Raw genomic sequence first — 15,999 nt, forward strand, 5'->3', positions numbered from 1 at the left:
AGGTGAGCGCCGCCCGGCCGCCCGAAGGCGCGAAGGCCCCCTCGGGGGGCAGCGCAGTACACGAAGTGACAAGCGTGGGGGCACTATCGAGCGCCGCCCGGCCGCCCGAAGGCGCGAAGGCCCCCTTGGGGGGCAGCGCAGTACACGAAGTGACAAGCGTGGGGGCACTATTGAGCGCCGCCCGGCCGCCCGAAGGCGCGAAGGCCCCCTCGGGGGGCAGCGCAGTACACGAAGTGACAAGCGTGGGGGAGGTTGTCTTATGAGCGCGCGCGACTTCAACGGCGTACCGCCCTTGCGCGTCGAGCGGCTGTCGCTGTCCCAAAGCCTGGAGCTGTCCTCCGGGGGCCAGGCGCCCTTCGGCGCGCTGGGCTACGGCACCCCCGCACACCTGTCCTGGATGCCCACCGTCGACGCGCGCGTGCTGTCCGATGCCGGCGCCATGGCCGATGTGTGGCACGCCAGCGAGCACATCGAGTCCGGCACCACCGGCGTGGTGCGCTGGCGCTGCGACGGCCACTGGATGCTGGGCGCCATCGATCTCGACGAGGCGAGCGAAGGGGCCGACCTCGCCGCGCCGGCCCACCGCGCCTACCGCGATCTCTTCGAGTCGCTCGCGCAGACCGGATGCGCCCACCTGCTGCGCGTCTGGAACTACCTGCCGCGCATCAACGCCGACGGCGGCGGACTCGAGCGCTACCGCCAGTTCAACCTGGGCCGCCAGCAGGCCTTCGTCGAGGCCGGCCAAGCCGCTTTCGAGGGCGCACCGGCCGCCTGCGCCCTGGGCATCCACCGGGGCGCCCTGAGCATCCGCTTCCTGGCCGGGCGCGTCGCACCGCTGCCGGTGGAGAACCCGCGGCAGGTTTCGGCCTACCACTACCCGCCGGCCTACGGTCCACGCTCGCCCACCTTCTCGCGCGCGGCGCTGGCCGAGATCGGCGGCGGCGACGTGGCGCTGTTCATCTCGGGCACGGCCAGCATCGTCGGACACGAGACGGTGCACCTCGGCGATGTGCGGGCCCAGACCGGGGAGACGCTGCGCAACCTCGAGGCCGTGATCGCCGCCGCCAACGAGCGCACGTCCGCGCGTTTCGGCCTGGCGTCGATCGATGCCGTGGTCTACGTGCGCCATGTTGCCGACACGCCCATCGTGCGCCAGGTGCTCGAACAGCGGCTCGGCGCCCACTCCCACATGCTGCGCCACGCGGTCTACCTGGAGGCGGACATCTGCCGCCAGGACCTGCTGGTGGAGATCGAAGCCCATGCCGTCGCCGCCGGCTCGCTGGGCGACTGACGGTACGGGCTCGCCATGAAGCGCCTCTTGCGCTGGATCGTCTCCATCCCGCTCGCCCTGCTGCTCTACGCCCTGCTGGCGCTGCTGGGCGGCATTTCGCTGGCCTGGAACCTGGTCGCGATGCTGCTCTACCCCATGCTGCCGGCGCGCACCGGCCGTGCGCTCGGTCGCCGCGTGATCGCGCTGGCCTATCGCGCCTTCTGGGCCACTGCCTCGGCCGTCGGCATGATGCGCATCGATGCCGGCTGCCTGGACGCGCTGCGCGACGAGCGCAGCGTGATCTTCGTCGCCAACCACCCGACCATGCTCGACGCCCTGCTGCTCGTGGCGCGCCTGCCGCGCAGCGCCTGCATCATGAAGGCCGACCTGATGCGCAACATCTTTCTCGGCGCGGGCGCGCGGATGGCGCGCTACATCCGCAACGACTCGGCGCGCACCATGGTGAAGCTCGCGGTCGAGGACCTCAAGGCCGGCGGCCAGCTGGTGATCTTTCCCGAGGGCACGCGCACCGTGACGCCGCCGCTCAACGCCTTCCGGCCGGGCGTCACGCTCATCGCCAAGCTGGCGCAGGCGCCGATCCAGACCGTGTTCATCGACACCGCCTCGCCCTATCTCGCCAAGGGCTGGCCGCTGTGGCGGGTGCCGCCGCTGCCCATCGTCTTCACGCTGCGGCTGGGCCGGCGCTTCGCACCCCAGCCGGACAGCAACGCGCTGCTGCACGAGATCGAACAATATTTCCGACACCCCATGGAACAGCGCGCCACCGACGCGCAGCCCGCATGCCAGCAGTCTCGCGCACCCACCTTGTCCTGATCCCCAGCTACAACACGGGCGAGCGCCTGTTCTCCACCGTCAGCGCGGCGCGCGCGCAATGGAATCCGGTGTGGGTCGTGGTCGACGGCAGCACCGACGGCACCGGCGAGCGGCTGCAGCAGATGGCCGCCGCCGATCCCGGCCTGCGCGTCTGGCTGCTGCCGCACAACCAGGGCAAGGGCGCGGCCGTGCTGCACGGCCTGCGCGCAGCGCAGGAGGCCGGCTACACGCATGCGCTCACCATGGATTCGGACGGCCAGCATCCGGCCGACCTGATCCCCGCCTTCATGCAGGCCTCGCAGGCCCGACCCGAAACCATGGTGCTGGGGCGCCCGGTTTTCGATGCCTCGGCACCGCTCTTGCGGGTGCGCGGCCGCAAGGTCTCCAATGGCTGGACCCAGCTCGAAACGCTGTTCGCCGGCGTCGGCGACTCGCTCTACGGCTTCCGCGTCTACCCGGTGGCGCCGCTCATCGCGACCATGGAACGCCAGCCGTGGATGCGCCGCTTCGACTTCGACACCGAGGCCGTCGTGCGCCTGGCGTGGCGCGGCGTCAAGCCGGTCAACATCGACGCGCCGGTCAAGTACCTCACGGCCGAGGAAGGCGGGGTCTCGCACTTCAACTACCTGCGCGACAACGCCTTGCTGACGTGGATGCACACGCGGCTGATGGTCGAGTTCGTGCTGCGCTTGCCGAGTCTGCTGCTGCGCCGGGTGCGGCGGGCGCCGCCGTTCCAGCGCTGACACCCTCGCCCCGGCCCCTCTCCCACCAGCCGGAGACGAAAGAGAGCCGGGGCCTGTTGACCACTAGATCATCCCGCCGTTGATCGAGATGATCTGCCCCGTGATGTAGGCCGCCTCTTCGCTCGCCAGGAAGCCCGCCAGCGCCGCGACCTCCTCCGGCCTGCCGGCCCGCTTCGCCGGCACCAGCTGGTCGATCATCGCCTTGTCGAAGGCGCCGTCGGCCATGGGCGACGCGATGATGCCCGGGGCGATCGCGTTGACCGTCACGCCGCGCGCCGCGACTTCGAGCGACAGCGCCTTGGTCGCGCTGTTGAGCGCGCCCTTCGCCGCCGCGTAGTTGACCTGGCCGCGGTTGCCGGTGAGGGAGGCCACGGACGACATGTTGATGATCCGCCCCCAGCGCGTGCGCAGCATGGGCAGCAGCAAGGGCTGCGTGACGCGGAAGAAGCCGTTGAGCGAGACGTCGATCACCTTGTGCCACTGCGCTGCGCTCATGCCGGGCAGCACTGCGTCGTCGTGCACGCCGGCGTTGTTGACCACGATCTGCACCGGCCCGCCGGCCAGCATGCGCTCGCAGGCAGCGCGCGAGGCTTCGTCGCCGGCGAGGTCGAAGACATGGCACTCGGCCTGGCCGCCGGCAGCCGTGATGGCGGCGGCGAGCGCTTCGACGGCCTGCGGCCTGGAGTTGGCGTGCAACAGCACCGTGGCGCCGTCGCGTGCCAGGCGCTGGGCGACGGCCGCGCCGAGGGCGCCGCTGGCGCCGGTGATCAGTGCGCGTTTTCCGTTGAGGCTCATGAGGATCAGGCTTCCAGGGCGAGCGGCGTGTTGAGCACGACCACCGCGCGGCCTTCGGCCAGCGCGCGCCCTGCTTCGTCCTTCACCGCGAATTCGTAGAGGATCTGGCTCGCATCGCCCGAGACGCGCTGCGCATGCACATGCAGCACGCCCTCGATGTCGTCGAGCCGCGGGACGGCCATCCGCACATTGCGTGCACTGGCCAGGAAGCCGGCCGAGGGCTCGCTGCCCTCCGGTGCGATCAGGCCGCCGTGCAGCGCCATCGCCTGCGCCGCGTACTCGATCGCATTGGGGGCCAGCAGGCCGCCGGCCGTGCGCAGCGGGTTGTCCGCGCGTCGGTGCGTGCCGGTCGTGCAATGGATGGCGTGTGCATTCCAGGACTCCAGCCGCTCCAGCAGGCACATGTTGCCGCTGTGGGGAATCAGGCGTGCGATGCCGGCCTGGTCGAGCTGTTGCGTGGCGTTCATCGGAGTACCTTCGCCTTCGCCTTCGGCTGGGGCGCGAGCGCCTTCGGGCGGCCGGGCGGCGCTCATGGTGTCGAAAGCTCCTGGCCGCGATCGGCCACCAGCAGCACGTTGGCGAAGGGCGTGCCCGCGCTCATCGGAATGCTCTCCACCCTGGAAAAGCCCAGGCGCTGCAGCAGCGAGGTCCATTCGGACAGCGTGCGTCCCCAGGTCGGCGAGACGCGGTGCCCGCGGATGCGCGTGACGGTGCGGTCCACCCACTGGCTGATCGCGAAGCCGCGCCGGCTGGCCGCGTCGCCCACGCGCAGCAGCAGACGGCCGCCCGGCTGCAGCGCGCCATGCACGCGGCGCAGCACGCCTTCCTGCGCGGCGTGGTCCACGTAGTGCAGCACGTCGAGGATCACGACCAGGTCGCAGGCCGGCATCGCGGCCTGGCACATGTCTTCGCAGACGAAGCGCGGCGCCGGCTTCAGGTGGCCGATGGAGGCCTCGGCGCGCGCCACGTCCTTGGGCATCAGCTCGATGCCGGTGTACTCGGCCGCGGCCGGCGTGGCAGCCCAGGCAGCGGGCCAGCGCCCGGGCTGCGCCTGCATGCCGGCCATGGCCGCGAGCAGGCTGGCGAACAGGCCTTGTCCGCAGCCGATGTCCACCACGCGGCGGCGGCTCTCGCCGATCAGGCCGCGCTCGATCAGGCCACGGAACACCGGGTCGCGCCCCAGCTTGCCGCGCGCGAAACGCCAGGCGAAGTTGCCGGCCTTCTGGTAGGGCCGGGTGGCGGCTTCATGCAATTGACGCCAGGCGGCGTCGATGGAGGGACGTTCGTTCATGCAGGAGTGGTCAGGGCTTGCGGCAGCGTGACTGCGTGCAGGCCGTCGGTGCGAAGGCGTTCCAGCAAAGGCGGCAGGACCTCGAGCAGCACCGGGCGGCCTGCCGCCGTGCGCGCGGCATGCCCGTCGTGCAGCAGCAGGATGTCGCCGGCCTTCAGGTTCTTGGTGAGGCGCGCCAGCACGACTGCCGCATCGCGCTCGCGCGTGTCGAAGCCGCGGCGCGTCCAGCTCACCAGCACCAGGCCCAGGCGATGCAGCACCGGCGCGAGAAAAGGGTTGCGCAGCCCGGCCGGCGCGCGAAAGCAGCTGGCACGCTGGCCCGTCACTTCCTGCAGCAGCTGCTGTGCGCGCTCGATTTCGGCATGGAAGCCGCGCGGCCCGAGCAAGGAGAAGTTGTGGCGATGCCGTGCCGTGTGGTTCTGGATGCTGTGGCCGCGCGCGACGATTTCGCGGGCCAGGGCCGGATGCTCGCGCACGCGCTCCGCGATGCAGAAGAAGGTGGCCCGCTGGCCATGCGCGTCGAGCAGGTCCAGCACCTGCGGCGTGACCTCGGGGTCGGGCCCGTCGTCGATGGTGATCGCGACCTCGCCGCGCGCCGCCGAGGCCGCCGGCAGCCGGGTGACGTTCGGCCCCAGCAGGCTGCTGCGCGGCGTCAGGCCGGCGGCGGTGATCAGCACATGGTTCAGCACCACCGCCCCGATGGCCCAGGGCAGCGCCCCCGGCACGAAGAGCGCCGCAGCCAGCGCCAGCAGATGCCAGCCGACGCTGGCGCGCACGACGGGCGGCCAGGGCCACGATCCGGGGGAAGGCAGGGCTTGGGACATCGGCGCCGATTCTCCCATCATCCTCTCAGAGGCTGTGACTGAATCCAGCGGGTCGGAGCAGACCGGCCAGGCGATGCCCATCAAGGCGCAAAGCGCAGCCGTAGCCTGGGCTTCGGCGAGCATTTGCAACGCAGTGTGGCGCTGCCTGCGGGATGAGCGGGCCTGGCGGATTTATTCACAGCCTCTTAGAACCGCCGCTTGAATGTGCATCGAGCCACCGCTGCCCAGTCGCGGTCAACCGGTAGCGCTGGAGGCGACTGCGAGGCTTATCGGGCAAAGTCATCTCGATCAGGCCAGCGGCGATAGCCGCCTGTTGGTACCGGACTCGGAAGTGCTTCTCGTCCCTGAGTCTGAGCAGAGCCATGATCTGCTCCCGGCTCATCTCGCCTTGCAGCACCGCCAGCAGTCGCTTGACTTCGGGGGTGACTTCGGGGGTGACTTCGGGGGCGACTTCGGGGGCGACGGTGCGTGGTCGTGCAATCACGACCTTGAACTGATTCCCCTCCACGTCGTCTTCGAACCGGATGTTCGACCATTCGCCCAAGGCGCGGGGAATGCCAGAGCCCAAGCCGCGATAGGGCAGGATGTGCGTGGCATGTTCGGTGAGAGTCGGGTTGCGCCGGTTGGTGATGCCGTGGCGGATGGCCTCGATGTTCAGACTGTCGGGCAAGTGGCCGGGGCTCATCATCTCGATTCGGTCGGCGAACACCATGATGCGGATGGATGCGCTGGTGAAGTAGTCGCGGTGAATGAAGGCGTTGACCAGTAATTCCACGATGGCTGCTTCCGGCACTTCCAACTGGCCGAGGGTATTGAAGTCCCGCCCAGCCTGAACGTGATGCAGGTTGCGTTTGATGAAGGCGAGGCTGCGCTGATACTGCTCCAGCAACGTACCGTCGATGTCCTCGCTGTCGAGGTAGCGGGTGTCGTGCAGCACGGTGCCGGGAAAAGCGACGGCTTTCACCATGAACGCAGGCCGGAAACGCTGCGGGCGTCTGCCGAATAGAAGCAGCCCCGCGAGGTTCAACTCCAGGCCGTCGGCCAAGCCGATGTTCTGCAAGACCTGCGACAAGGGCTGCCCAGAGGATTGGGGCAGTTTGCCGTAGCGTCGATTGAAATAGTCGTCGAACGCCTTCTCGTCGATGTCTGCGGCGGAGGTTCGCTCCACAGGGATGACGTCGGCGTAGATCAAGCCGGAACGCTGGAACAACCGCTGGATTTCCTCGCGCGCCGTGACATGTCGCTTGTCTGAACCTACCTTGACCCAGATGCGGCCCTGGTTGTCCAAGTAGGGCTTGCTCAACCCGTCGGGTACGGTGACAACGATCACCATACCGTTCGCCGCCTGCACGTTCTCGGTGGTCGGATGAATGGGCGGACGGATGTTCTGTGAGGCGGCATTGGAAATCAACTGGTTCAAGCGCCGCACACTGGCCGCATCCAGTCCAGCCACGCGGCCCTTGTCCTCGACGCCAAGAAGAAGCATGCCGCCGCCGGTGTTGGCAAACGCGGCCAGTTCCGCTGCGATGCTGTCGGCATTGGTTTCATCGCGCTTGAACTGGTGGCGGCTGTCTTCGCCGCGCGCGAGGATTTGCAGGAGTTTGGCCTTGTTCATATTCCAAATTTCCTCGCCTTGAGGGTAGTGCGTCGGCGATGGGCTCACATCAAAGCGACAGCTGTCGCCGTGGCTCGCACCAATGACTGTCGTCATCTCGCCTCATCCGATGGCCGTGTAGCTCCTATGTCGGTCTTTTCTTTCAGGACACCTGGCCCGCGCGCGAAGGCCGCCGAGAGCAGCAATGCCAGCAGCGCACCCGGCGCGACCACCCGGCCGATGGCCGACAGCGCCGGGATGTCGGAGATCGCGATCAGCGTGAAGGACACGACCGTCGTCAGGTTGGCCAGCATCAGCGAGGCCAGCGTGTCCTCGTCGGCACGGCCGGTCTCGCGCAGCTGGTCGAAGAAGAGTGCGTAGTTCGATCCCACCGCCACCACCAGCAGCAACCCCACCAGGTGCAGGATGCCCAGCGGCACCTGCAGCAAGGCGAGCCCGCCCAGCGTCAGCAGCACGGCCACCAGGAGCGGCTCGCACACCGCCAGCAGCCGGCGTCCCGAGCGCAGCCAGGCGCCCAGCAGCAGGACCACGGCGAGCGCACCCAGCATCACCTGCACGAAAGCCTCGTGCAGGTAGCGCCGGTAGAGGCTGCGCAGCTCGTCGCCCACGTTGACCACCTGCACCTCGGGCACATCGGCCAGCGCGGCTTCCAGCCGCTTCGCATCGAAGCGCTCGCCGGGATGCAGCGCGATCAGGGTCGACCAGCCGCCGCCCGGGCGCTCGAACATCAGCGCGCTGACCACGGCGCCCAGCGGCCCGCCGGCCAGGTCCAAGCGGCGGACCATGGCCTGTGAGCGCGCCGTCTCCACATCGGCCAGGAAGGGGCCGAGCCGGCTGGCCGGCAAGGGCAGGCCCTGGGTGGCTTCGGCGAGGCGCGTCTTCAGGGTCGCGGCATCGGGCAGGCTGGCGATGCGCGCGGCCTGCGCGGCCTCGCTGGGCAGCACGCGGGTCACGCTCTCGAAGCCGGCGAGATCGCCCTGGTCGATCAGTGCCTCGAGCTTCGCCCCGGCGGCTTCGGTGTTGCGCAAGGCCGCCTGCTCGTCGGCGCCGTGCACCACCACCAGGGTGCCGCCGTCGCTCGCGCCGATGTCGGCGCGCAATTCCTCGTCGAGCTGCTGTGCCGACTTGGGCACCGGGCTCATCGCACTCAGGTCGGCGCGCCACAGATGGCCGCCCTGCCAGAGCACCAGCGCCAGCGCGGCAATGCCGAGGCCGGCGAAGCCCAGGCGCAGCCGCGGCAGCGCCCGCACGACCAGGCCCGCGATGTGCGCCATCTGCCGCCGCATGCCCATGCCGGTCGCGCCGTCGGGCGCCAGCACCGGCAGGACGAAGCGCGCGACCAGCGCGGCGGCGATCAGCCCGGCCAGCGAGAACACGCCCAGCTGCGCCAGCCCGGGGAAGCCCGAGAACACCAGCGCCGCGAAGCCGCAGACGGAAGTCAGCAGGCCCAGGCGCACCGTCGGCCAATGGATCTCGCGCCAGCGCATCCAGCCCGTGCCGGGCACGGCGGCGCCGCGCGCCTGGATCAGGTAGTAGATGGCGTAGTCCACGGTCTCGCCGATCAGCGTGCTGCCGAAGCCCATCGTGAGCCCGTGTACCTCGCCGAAGGCCAGGCTCACCGCCGCGGTGCCGCCGACCACGCCGGTCGCGACCGGCAGCAGCGCCACCACCAGCGCGCGCGGCGAGGCGAAGGCCAGCAGCAGCAAGACGCCCATCACGATGCCGCCGACGGTGGCGAGCTGGATGGCCTCGTGCTTGATGCGATCGCGGCTCTCGACCGAGAACACCGGCGCGCCGGTCAGCTGCAGCCGCGGGCCGGCGCCCTTCATATCGCGCGTGGCGGCGCCGAAGGCCTGGTGGATGCGCGCGATCGCCTGCGCCTGCGCGTCCAGGTCGCTGCCGGCCGCATGGGTGGTGGCGAGGATCAGCGCCCGCGGTGCGCTGCGCGAGACCCACACGCCCTGCTCGCTGCGCGGCGAGCTCGCGGGGATCAGGCTCTCGGCGATGCGCTGGGTCTCGCCGGTGGGATCGCGCTCCAGCAGCGGCCTGGTGATGTTGCCGGCCGGCGTGCCCAGCTGCGAGAGCGTGTCGCCCAGGGCGTCGCGCAGGCCCGCGGCGGTGAAGCGCTCCGGGCCGACGTCGGGCGACAGCTGGTAGCGGTGCTCGAAGAGCCAGGTGCCGGCCTCCTTCCAGTCGCCGGTCTCGCCGTTCTGCACCTGGTCGAAGCGCTTGCTCTCGCGCATCGATGCCGCCATCGCGCGCGACACCGCCGCGCGCTGCCCGGCATCCTTGCCGCCCTCGATACCGATGAAGAGCGTGCGCGAGGCAATGCCGCTTTGCAGCTGCTCGATCAGCACGCGCTGCCGCTCGTCGGGGCTCGCGGGCAGAAAGGCCGAGAGGTCGGCGCTGAAATGCGTGCGCGCGATGAGCGCGATGCCGGCCGCGAGCGCCAGCAGCCAGACGACGATGGCCAGCGCGTGGCGTCCCCGGCCTGGCGCTGCTGCCTCGGGCCGGCTCACGATGCGCCGCGCACCGGCGTGATGACCATGACCGAGCGGTCGCCGCCGATGAATTCCATCTCGATGCCGAGCACTTCGCCGGCCTTGCCCGTCAACCGCAGCGAGCGCACCTGGGCGGCGAGCTTCTCGTCGATGGGCGCCAGGTCCAGCGTCCACTTGTCGGGCGTGCCGGTGAGCGTGCTGCGGAAGTAGCGCTGCAGGGTCTGCACGTTGCCGTTGAGGGTGCTGCGCATGGCTTCGACCATGCCCAGCAGCTCGGGCATGCTGTCCAGCGTCAGCGTGCGGGTGCGGCCGCCGCGCGAAAGGGTCAGGGTGTTGCCGTCGACCGCCATGGTCTCGGGCCGCGGCGCGAGCGTGCGCCGCGTCAGCCGGTCGGGCGCCTGGAAGCTCAACGTGCCGCTCGCGTCCAGCGGGCCTTCGATGCCGCGCACGTAGCGCTGCTCGGTGAAGCGCGCCTCGCCGTTCTTCTGCCGGGCGAGCAGGCCCATCAGCTCGGGCAGGTCGAAGGCCCAGGCGGAGGATGCAGTGAAAGCCAGCGCGGCCACCAGCCAGCGGCACCAGCGCTCAATCCGAATCTTCGAGCCAGAAGTCATGGAAGTTGAACCAGTTGTAGGGGTAGGCGCGGCACAGGGCTTCGAGCCGCTCGACATAGCTTTCGAGCGCCGCGCGGATGCGGCGTTCGCGCTCGGCCGGGTCGGACACGCGTTCGCTGAAGTCGGCCAGCGGCTCGAAATGGACATCGTAGCGCGCGCCCCCCACATAGAGGCCGGCCATGAAGAACACCTTGCGGCGCAGCAGCGCAGCCAGGCGGAAGGGGCCGTCATTGATCACCGCCGGATGGCCGAGAAAAGGCAGCTCGATGCTGTTGCCGCGCTGCTGGCCTGATTCTTCGGACCCCGGCAGCGTGCGGTCGGCCAAGAGGCCCGCGAGGCCGCCGCCGTCCAGCCAGTCGCGCAGATCCAGCATGGAATGCGGCCGGCCCAGCGCAATGATGTGCGGCCGCAGGCCGGGCTTGGCGATGGCCTCGAGCACCGCGGTGATCTGCTGCGCGTTGTCCTGGTACATCAGCATCGCGAGGCGCAGATCCTTGGGGCGGCCGCTCTGGTGCTTGCAGGCGCCCATGGCCTCGAAGCTGCCGATGTGCGCACCGAGCAGGAAGGCGCCCCGCCCCGCGATCACCTCGGCCTCGACCGGCGCGTTGCCATGCACGCGCACGTCGAACAGGTCCATGCGCCCGCGCAGGAAGTAGATGCGGTCGAGCACGGTGGAGGCAAAGGCATGCAGCAGCCGGTAGCCGTCGGCCCAGCCCGCGCGCGGGCCGATGGCGCGGAACAGGTAGCGCTTGATGTGGCGGCGCGGCGTGGGCGAGAACAGCAGGAAATACAGGCTGATCGGATGCAGCACGAGCCGCGCCAGCGGACGTCCGCAGCGAATCGCGATCCAGCAGATCACGCGCAGCGCCAGCATGTTGCTGCGCTCCGGCATGCGCGACCAGTCGGCCTGGCGCGATCGGGCGTTGCCGGCCTCGGGAGGCTGCGCGAGGCTCATGGTGTGCTGCCCGGCGTCCAGCGGCCGCTGGCCGCGACCACCTGCGCCACCCGCACCTCGAAGCGCAGGCCGCGCGAGGCGCCGCTCTCGGGATTGAGATCGATGCGCAGCGTGCTGCCCGGGCGCACCGGCGCCAGGAACTTGGCGGCCGCGAGCACGGGCCGCGGGCCCAGCCGGGCCGCCAGCGCGGGCACGCCCTGCGCGGCCTCCAGCACCTCGGCCAGCAGCAGGGCACCGGGCAGCAGCGGCTGGCCCGGGAAATGCCCCGCAAAGGCCGGATGGTCCGCCGGCACCTCGTGCGTGAGCTGCACCGGCGTGCCGTCGGACGCGAGCTGCGCCAGGGCGAACTCGCGCAGGGCGCGCGCCGTCAGCTTGCCGGTGCCCTCGCGCGGGAAGGCGCTCACATGCACCACCCGGCGCGGCACGAAGACGGCTTCGAGCCGCTCGCGCAGCGCGGCAATGATGGCGTGGGCGTCGAGCGTGGGCGCCACCACGAAGGCGACCGGGCGCACCACGCCGTCGGTCACGTCGTCGGGCAGCCAGAAGGCGCCGTCCTCCACGCCGGGGATGCTGTTGAGATGGTGGTTGAGGTAGCCCAGCGAGCTGCGCCGGCCGGCCACGTGGATCAGGTCGTTGGCACGCCCGAGCAGGCGGAAGCGCCGGTCGTCGACGAGCTCCAGCACATCGGCCATCGGCGTCGGCTCGGGCACGAAGTCGCCCGCGAAGACGAAGCGCTCGGCGCCCTCGGCGTCGTGCTCGGCATGCACGCGGATCTCGCCGAAGGTCTCCCAGACCTCGCTGCGGGTCGGGCGCCGGGCCGCGACCTGGCCCGACTCGGTGCTGCCGTAGATCTCGATCATCTGGCCGCCCATGGCCTGCTCGGCCTGGGCCGCGAGCTGCGGCGAGAGCGGCGCGGTGGCCGAGAGGATGAGCTCCACCTGCGGCAGCGCGATGCCCGAGAGCAGCAGCGTCTTGAGGTGGAAGGGCGTGGTCACCAGCGCGCGCGGCTGCGGCACCGAGGCCAGTGCCTGCGCGACGTCGGCCGGGAAGAAGGGCCGGCCGCTGTCGAAGGCAGCCCCGCCCAGCATCGCGAGCAGCGCCGAGGATTCGAGGCCGTAGCTGTGCTGTACCGGCACCGTCGCCACCAGGGTGAGGCCGGTCAGCGAGGGGCGCCCGAGCAGCTCGCACAGGCGGCCCACGGCAGCGGCCACGTCGCCCACCAGCGTGCTCCAGGACTTGGCGTGCGGCTGCGGCGCGCCGGTGGAGCCGGAGGTCAGCAGGCTCACCGCATGCAGGCTGCCGGCGATCGCAGGCACGGCCTGCCCCGCAGCGCCGGCGGGAGGCGGCCGGTGCTCGATCAGGACCCGCGGCATGCCGGGCGTCTCGATGCCGGTGTCGTCCAGCAGCGCATAGGTGCGGGAGCCCGGTTCGACCAGGCGCGCCAGGGTGTCGGGGCGCGCGTCGGGGGGCAGCAGGCTGGGCTGGCCGCGCACCAGGGCCGCCGCCAGGCCCAGCGCAAAGGCGTAACGGTCGGCGCAGAGGTTGACCACCGGGCCGCCATCCGGCAGCTGCGGGGCCAGGCGCGCCACGTCCGCCAGGAACTCGCGCGCACTCACCGGCACGCCGGCACGCCAGGCGAGCGGCGCGTCCGGATCGCGGTCGGCCAGGAGCGGAAGAAGTTCGGGGCTCAAGCGGGGATCACATTCATTGCCGCGGCGCCGGATCGGCCGGCGCACTGTAGAAGGCACGCACCGTGTCGATCAGGCGGGTGCGCTCGAATTCGGGATGCAGCCGGTAACGCAGCAGATACTCGCCCACGAAGAGGACGCCCACCATCAGGGGCGTCAGCAGGTTGGCCAGCACCGACCAGGCGGCGAAGGACATCGTGGCGTACACCACGATCGAGGCCAGCACCAGCAGCGCGAAGTACACGGTCCAGACCCAAGTCACGCGCCAGGTGTAGGCGCGCATCGCGGGCGACAGCGGGTGGATGCGCTGCGCGAACTGGCCGATCAGCGAGAGCCGGTCGCGCCGCAGCGTGCCGCCGAACCACCCGCCCAGCAGCGCGTTGATGCCCACGTGCTGCAGCATGTAGAGCCGGTTGGGATCGCCCGCTTCGCCGCGCAGCACGAGCGCAAAGCCCAGCACGCCGGCCAGCCCGGCGACCACCAGGCCCCATTTGCCGAAGCGACTACCCGCGAGGCCCAGCCCCGTCAGCCACAGCGGGCCGAGCAGCACCCCCACCGCCCAGGGCTCGGCGGGGTGGAAGAGCATCATCCAATGGGAAACCCCGGCATAGGCCACCCCCGCGAGCAGCAGGAGCGCCATGCGCCATCGAGACATGGGTCAGAAGGCGTGAATGAATCCGGCGTGCCCGAGCAGCCTGTCCAGGCGTGCCCAATTGACGCGCAAAGCGCAGCCGTAGCCCGTGCTACGGCGAGCATTTGCAACGCAGAGTGGACGCGTCTGGGCAGGATGAGCGGGCATGACGGCTTCGTTCATGCCTTCTCCAAATCGCCGCGATTCTGGGCGACGTGCGCTGCAAGGCTGCGCAGCGACTGGAAGATCTGCTGGTTGCGCTCGTCGTCCGAACGCAGCTGGAAACCGTACTTGCGCGAGACCTCCAGTGCGACTTCGAGGATGTCGATCGAATCGAGCCCCAGCCCTTCGCCGTACAGCGGCGCCGACGGCACGATCTCGGAGGGTGCGATCTCCAGGTTCAGCGACTCCACCAGAAGCACGGCCAGCTCGGTCTCCAGAGCAGTCTGTTCGGGCGCATCGCCAAGGGCGGAAATGGGGGGCTGGGTCGATGACAAATGAGGGCTCCGGAAACTTTTGAATGAACTATCGCACGGGGTCGGAATTATAGGAGGCGGCCCCGGGCGGCTTGGATAGACTGCGCCCAGTACCGAAACACCCGGAGCACCCATGGCCGACCCTCTCCTGATCGCCCGCCACGACAGCATCGAATGCAGCCTCCTGCCGGGGCTCGCCAACCGCCACGGCCTGATCACCGGCGCCACCGGCACCGGCAAGACCGTCACCCTGCAAACCATCGCCGAGAAGCTCTCGGCCATCGGCGTGCCGGTCTTCATGGCCGACGTCAAGGGCGACCTGACCGGCGCCAGCCAGCCGGGCACCATCGGCGAGAAGATGGCCGCCGTCCTGAAGGAGCGGGGCCTCGAGCAGCCCCCGACGCTGGCCTGCCCCGTCACCCTGTGGGACGTGTTCGGCGAGCAGGGCCACCCGGTGCGCGCCACCGTTTCCGACATGGGGCCGTTGCTGCTGGGCCGCATGCTCAACCTCAACGAGACCCAGGCCGGTGTGCTCAATCTGGTGTTCAAGATCGCCGACGACAACGGCCTGCTGCTGCTCGACCTCAAGGACCTGCGCGCAATGCTCCAGCACGTGGGCGAGAACGCGAGCCAGTTCACCACCGAGTACGGCAACATCAGCGCCGCCAGCGTGGGTGCGATCCAGCGCGGGCTGCTTTCGATCGAGAGCCAGGGCGGCGACAGGTTCTTCGGTGAGCCGATGCTCGACATCTCGGACTTCATGCAGACCGAGGGCGGCAAGGGCGTGGTCAACATCCTCGCTGCCGACAAGCTGATGAACTCGCCCCGGCTCTACGCCACCTTCCTGTTGTGGCTGCTGTCGGAGCTGTTCGAGCAGTTGCCCGAGATCGGCGACCCGGAGCAGCCCAAGCTGGTGTTCTTTTTCGACGAGGCGCATCTGCTCTTCAACGAGGCGCCCAAGGCGCTGGTCGAGCGCATCGAGCTGGTGGTGCGGCTTGTGCGCTCCAAGGGCGTGGGCGTGTTCTTCGTGACGCAGAACCCGCTGGACATTCCCGACACCGTGCTGGCCCAGCTGGGCAACCGCGTGCAGCACGCCCTTCGCGCCTTCACGCCGCGCGACCAGAAGGCGGTGAAGGCCACGGCCACCACCATGCGCCAGAAGCCCGGGCTGGACATCGAGACCGCCATCACCGAGCTGGCGGTGGGCGAGGCGCTGGTGAGCTTCCTCGACGCCAAGGGGCGGCCCAGCATCACCGAGCGCGTCTACGTGCTGCCGCCGGGCAGCCAGATCGGGCCCATCACGACCGCCCAAAGGCAAGCCTTGATCGCCAATTCGCTGGTGGCCGGCGTGTACGAGAAGGCGGTGGACCGGGAATCGGCCTACGAGAAGCTCAAGGGCCGGGCGGAGTCGGCGCCGGGTGCGCCCGCATCTGCCGGGAAACCGGGTGCCGCAGCGCCAGCCGAATCGGGCGGCGTCATGGGCAGCCTGAATGAAATCCTGTTCGGCTCGACCGGGCCGCGCGGCGGCAAGCGCGATGGGCTGGCGCAGACCATGGCGAAGTCGGCGGTGCGGACGATGGGGACGCAGGTGGGCAAGGAAATCCTGCGGGGCGTGCTGGGCGGGATTTTTGGGGCCAAGTCGCGGCGGTAAGCGCCGATCGTGACGCCTGATCGACAACGTCCAGCTCGTCACCCCCGGCAGCGATCATCCGCATCATGCGACCGCCGGCGCGGATGACCGTGCTCGGTTGGGGCACGGAATCGC

The 15,999-nt window shown here is 70.1% G+C and carries 15 protein-coding genes; 4 read left to right on the plus strand and 11 right to left on the minus strand.

Going from position 1 to position 15,999, the window contains the following annotated elements; all coding sequences use genetic code 11:
* The first annotated feature begins 259 nt into the window (after positions 1 to 259).
* Genes AC3A6Y_RS17475 through AC3A6Y_RS17485 form a run of 3 tightly spaced genes read left to right on the plus strand, consistent with a single transcriptional unit; the run spans position 260 to position 2,847 of the window.
* Entirely contained in the window at positions 260 to 1,291 is a 1,032-nt protein-coding gene (locus AC3A6Y_RS17475) for a chorismate transformation FkbO/Hyg5 family protein (protein WP_487869490.1), read from the plus strand.
* 15 nt (positions 1,292 to 1,306) lie between these two features.
* Entirely contained in the window at positions 1,307 to 2,104 is a 798-nt protein-coding gene (locus AC3A6Y_RS17480; protein ID WP_487869491.1) for a lysophospholipid acyltransferase family protein, read from the plus strand.
* Positions 2,071 to 2,847, plus strand: a complete 777-nt coding sequence (locus tag AC3A6Y_RS17485; RefSeq protein ID WP_487869492.1) for a glycosyltransferase family 2 protein — start codon at positions 2,071 to 2,073, stop codon at positions 2,845 to 2,847. Before AC3A6Y_RS17480 ends, AC3A6Y_RS17485 begins: the two co-directional genes overlap by 34 nt.
* A gap of 63 nt (positions 2,848 to 2,910) precedes the next feature.
* On the opposite strand, the gene fabG is transcribed toward AC3A6Y_RS17485, so the two are convergent.
* The 11 genes from fabG to AC3A6Y_RS17540 all read right to left on the minus strand — a co-directional run bounded on the left by fabG (position 2,911) and on the right by AC3A6Y_RS17540 (position 14,255).
* Positions 2,911 to 3,642: a 3-oxoacyl-ACP reductase FabG gene (fabG, locus tag AC3A6Y_RS17490; RefSeq protein WP_487869493.1), complete on the minus strand. Its 732-nt coding sequence runs from the start codon at positions 3,640 to 3,642 to the stop codon at positions 2,911 to 2,913.
* 5 nt (positions 3,643 to 3,647) lie between these two features.
* Positions 3,648 to 4,109: a hotdog family protein gene (locus AC3A6Y_RS17495; RefSeq protein WP_487869494.1), complete on the minus strand. Its 462-nt coding sequence runs from the start codon at positions 4,107 to 4,109 to the stop codon at positions 3,648 to 3,650.
* Between the two features lie 62 nt (positions 4,110 to 4,171).
* Positions 4,172 to 4,933, minus strand: coding sequence for a class I SAM-dependent methyltransferase (locus AC3A6Y_RS17500; protein ID WP_487869495.1), 762 nt, complete (start codon positions 4,931 to 4,933; stop codon positions 4,172 to 4,174).
* Entirely contained in the window at positions 4,930 to 5,775 is an 846-nt protein-coding gene (locus tag AC3A6Y_RS17505; protein WP_487869958.1) for a polysaccharide deacetylase family protein, read from the minus strand. The genes AC3A6Y_RS17500 and AC3A6Y_RS17505 overlap by 4 nt, the downstream gene beginning before the upstream one ends.
* Before the next feature lie 157 nt (positions 5,776 to 5,932).
* On the minus strand, positions 5,933 to 7,468 hold the full coding sequence (locus AC3A6Y_RS17510; protein ID WP_487869496.1) for an RNA/DNA-binding domain-containing protein: 1,536 nt from the start codon (positions 7,466 to 7,468) through the stop codon (positions 5,933 to 5,935).
* Positions 7,465 to 9,891 carry an MMPL family transporter gene (locus AC3A6Y_RS17515; RefSeq protein WP_487869497.1) on the minus strand — a complete coding sequence of 809 codons (2,427 nt, stop codon included), beginning with the start codon at positions 9,889 to 9,891 and terminating at the stop codon, positions 7,465 to 7,467. The genes AC3A6Y_RS17510 and AC3A6Y_RS17515 overlap by 4 nt, the downstream gene beginning before the upstream one ends.
* Positions 9,888 to 10,484, minus strand: a complete 597-nt coding sequence (locus tag AC3A6Y_RS17520) for a LolA-related protein (protein WP_487869498.1) — start codon at positions 10,482 to 10,484, stop codon at positions 9,888 to 9,890. Before AC3A6Y_RS17520 ends, AC3A6Y_RS17515 begins: the two co-directional genes overlap by 4 nt.
* The gene (locus AC3A6Y_RS17525) at positions 10,456 to 11,439 is read right to left on the minus strand and encodes a lysophospholipid acyltransferase family protein (protein ID WP_487869499.1); all 984 of its coding nucleotides are present in this window, start codon (positions 11,437 to 11,439) and stop codon (positions 10,456 to 10,458) included. Before AC3A6Y_RS17525 ends, AC3A6Y_RS17520 begins: the two co-directional genes overlap by 29 nt.
* Positions 11,436 to 13,130, minus strand: a complete 1,695-nt coding sequence (locus tag AC3A6Y_RS17530; RefSeq protein ID WP_487869500.1) for an ApeI family dehydratase — start codon at positions 13,128 to 13,130, stop codon at positions 11,436 to 11,438. Before AC3A6Y_RS17530 ends, AC3A6Y_RS17525 begins: the two co-directional genes overlap by 4 nt.
* Positions 13,131 to 13,143: 13 nt before the next feature.
* Positions 13,144 to 13,782 carry a COG4648 family protein gene (locus AC3A6Y_RS17535; protein ID WP_487869501.1) on the minus strand — a complete coding sequence of 213 codons (639 nt, stop codon included), beginning with the start codon at positions 13,780 to 13,782 and terminating at the stop codon, positions 13,144 to 13,146.
* 155 nt (positions 13,783 to 13,937) lie between these two features.
* A complete protein-coding gene (locus AC3A6Y_RS17540) occupies positions 13,938 to 14,255 on the minus strand; it encodes a phosphopantetheine-binding protein (protein ID WP_309961784.1) in 318 nt (105 codons plus the stop codon).
* Between the two features lie 112 nt (positions 14,256 to 14,367).
* On the opposite strand from AC3A6Y_RS17540, the gene AC3A6Y_RS17545 reads away from it, so the two are divergent.
* On the plus strand, positions 14,368 to 15,885 hold the full coding sequence (locus AC3A6Y_RS17545; RefSeq protein WP_487869502.1) for a helicase HerA-like domain-containing protein: 1,518 nt from the start codon (positions 14,368 to 14,370) through the stop codon (positions 15,883 to 15,885).
* Positions 15,886 to 15,999: the final 114 nt, after the last annotated feature.

The sequence above is a fragment of the Variovorax sp. Soil_C_17 genome (genome assembly GCF_057657265.1).

What these genes read in the sequence shown, in the direction of transcription:
- AC3A6Y_RS17495 (WP_487869494.1), bottom strand. Translation starts at nt 4,109, where the DNA reads ATGAACGCCACGCAACAGCTCGACCAGGCCGGCATCGCACGCCTGATT.
- AC3A6Y_RS17475 (WP_487869490.1), top strand. Translation starts at nt 260, where the DNA reads ATGAGCGCGCGCGACTTCAACGGCGTACCGCCCTTGCGCGTCGAGCGG.
- AC3A6Y_RS17485 (WP_487869492.1), top strand. Translation starts at nt 2,071, where the DNA reads ATGCCAGCAGTCTCGCGCACCCACCTTGTCCTGATCCCCAGCTACAAC.
- fabG (WP_487869493.1), bottom strand. Translation starts at nt 3,642, where the DNA reads ATGAGCCTCAACGGAAAACGCGCACTGATCACCGGCGCCAGCGGCGCC.
- AC3A6Y_RS17525 (WP_487869499.1), bottom strand. Translation starts at nt 11,439, where the DNA reads ATGAGCCTCGCGCAGCCTCCCGAGGCCGGCAACGCCCGATCGCGCCAG.
- AC3A6Y_RS17480 (WP_487869491.1), top strand. Translation starts at nt 1,307, where the DNA reads ATGAAGCGCCTCTTGCGCTGGATCGTCTCCATCCCGCTCGCCCTGCTG.
- AC3A6Y_RS17505 (WP_487869958.1), bottom strand. Translation starts at nt 5,775, where the DNA reads ATGGGAGAATCGGCGCCGATGTCCCAAGCCCTGCCTTCCCCCGGATCG.
- AC3A6Y_RS17510 (WP_487869496.1), bottom strand. Translation starts at nt 7,468, where the DNA reads ATGACGACAGTCATTGGTGCGAGCCACGGCGACAGCTGTCGCTTTGAT.
- AC3A6Y_RS17535 (WP_487869501.1), bottom strand. Translation starts at nt 13,782, where the DNA reads ATGTCTCGATGGCGCATGGCGCTCCTGCTGCTCGCGGGGGTGGCCTAT.
- AC3A6Y_RS17545 (WP_487869502.1), top strand. Translation starts at nt 14,368, where the DNA reads ATGGCCGACCCTCTCCTGATCGCCCGCCACGACAGCATCGAATGCAGC.
- AC3A6Y_RS17500 (WP_487869495.1), bottom strand. Translation starts at nt 4,933, where the DNA reads ATGAACGAACGTCCCTCCATCGACGCCGCCTGGCGTCAATTGCATGAA.
- AC3A6Y_RS17520 (WP_487869498.1), bottom strand. Translation starts at nt 10,484, where the DNA reads ATGACTTCTGGCTCGAAGATTCGGATTGAGCGCTGGTGCCGCTGGCTG.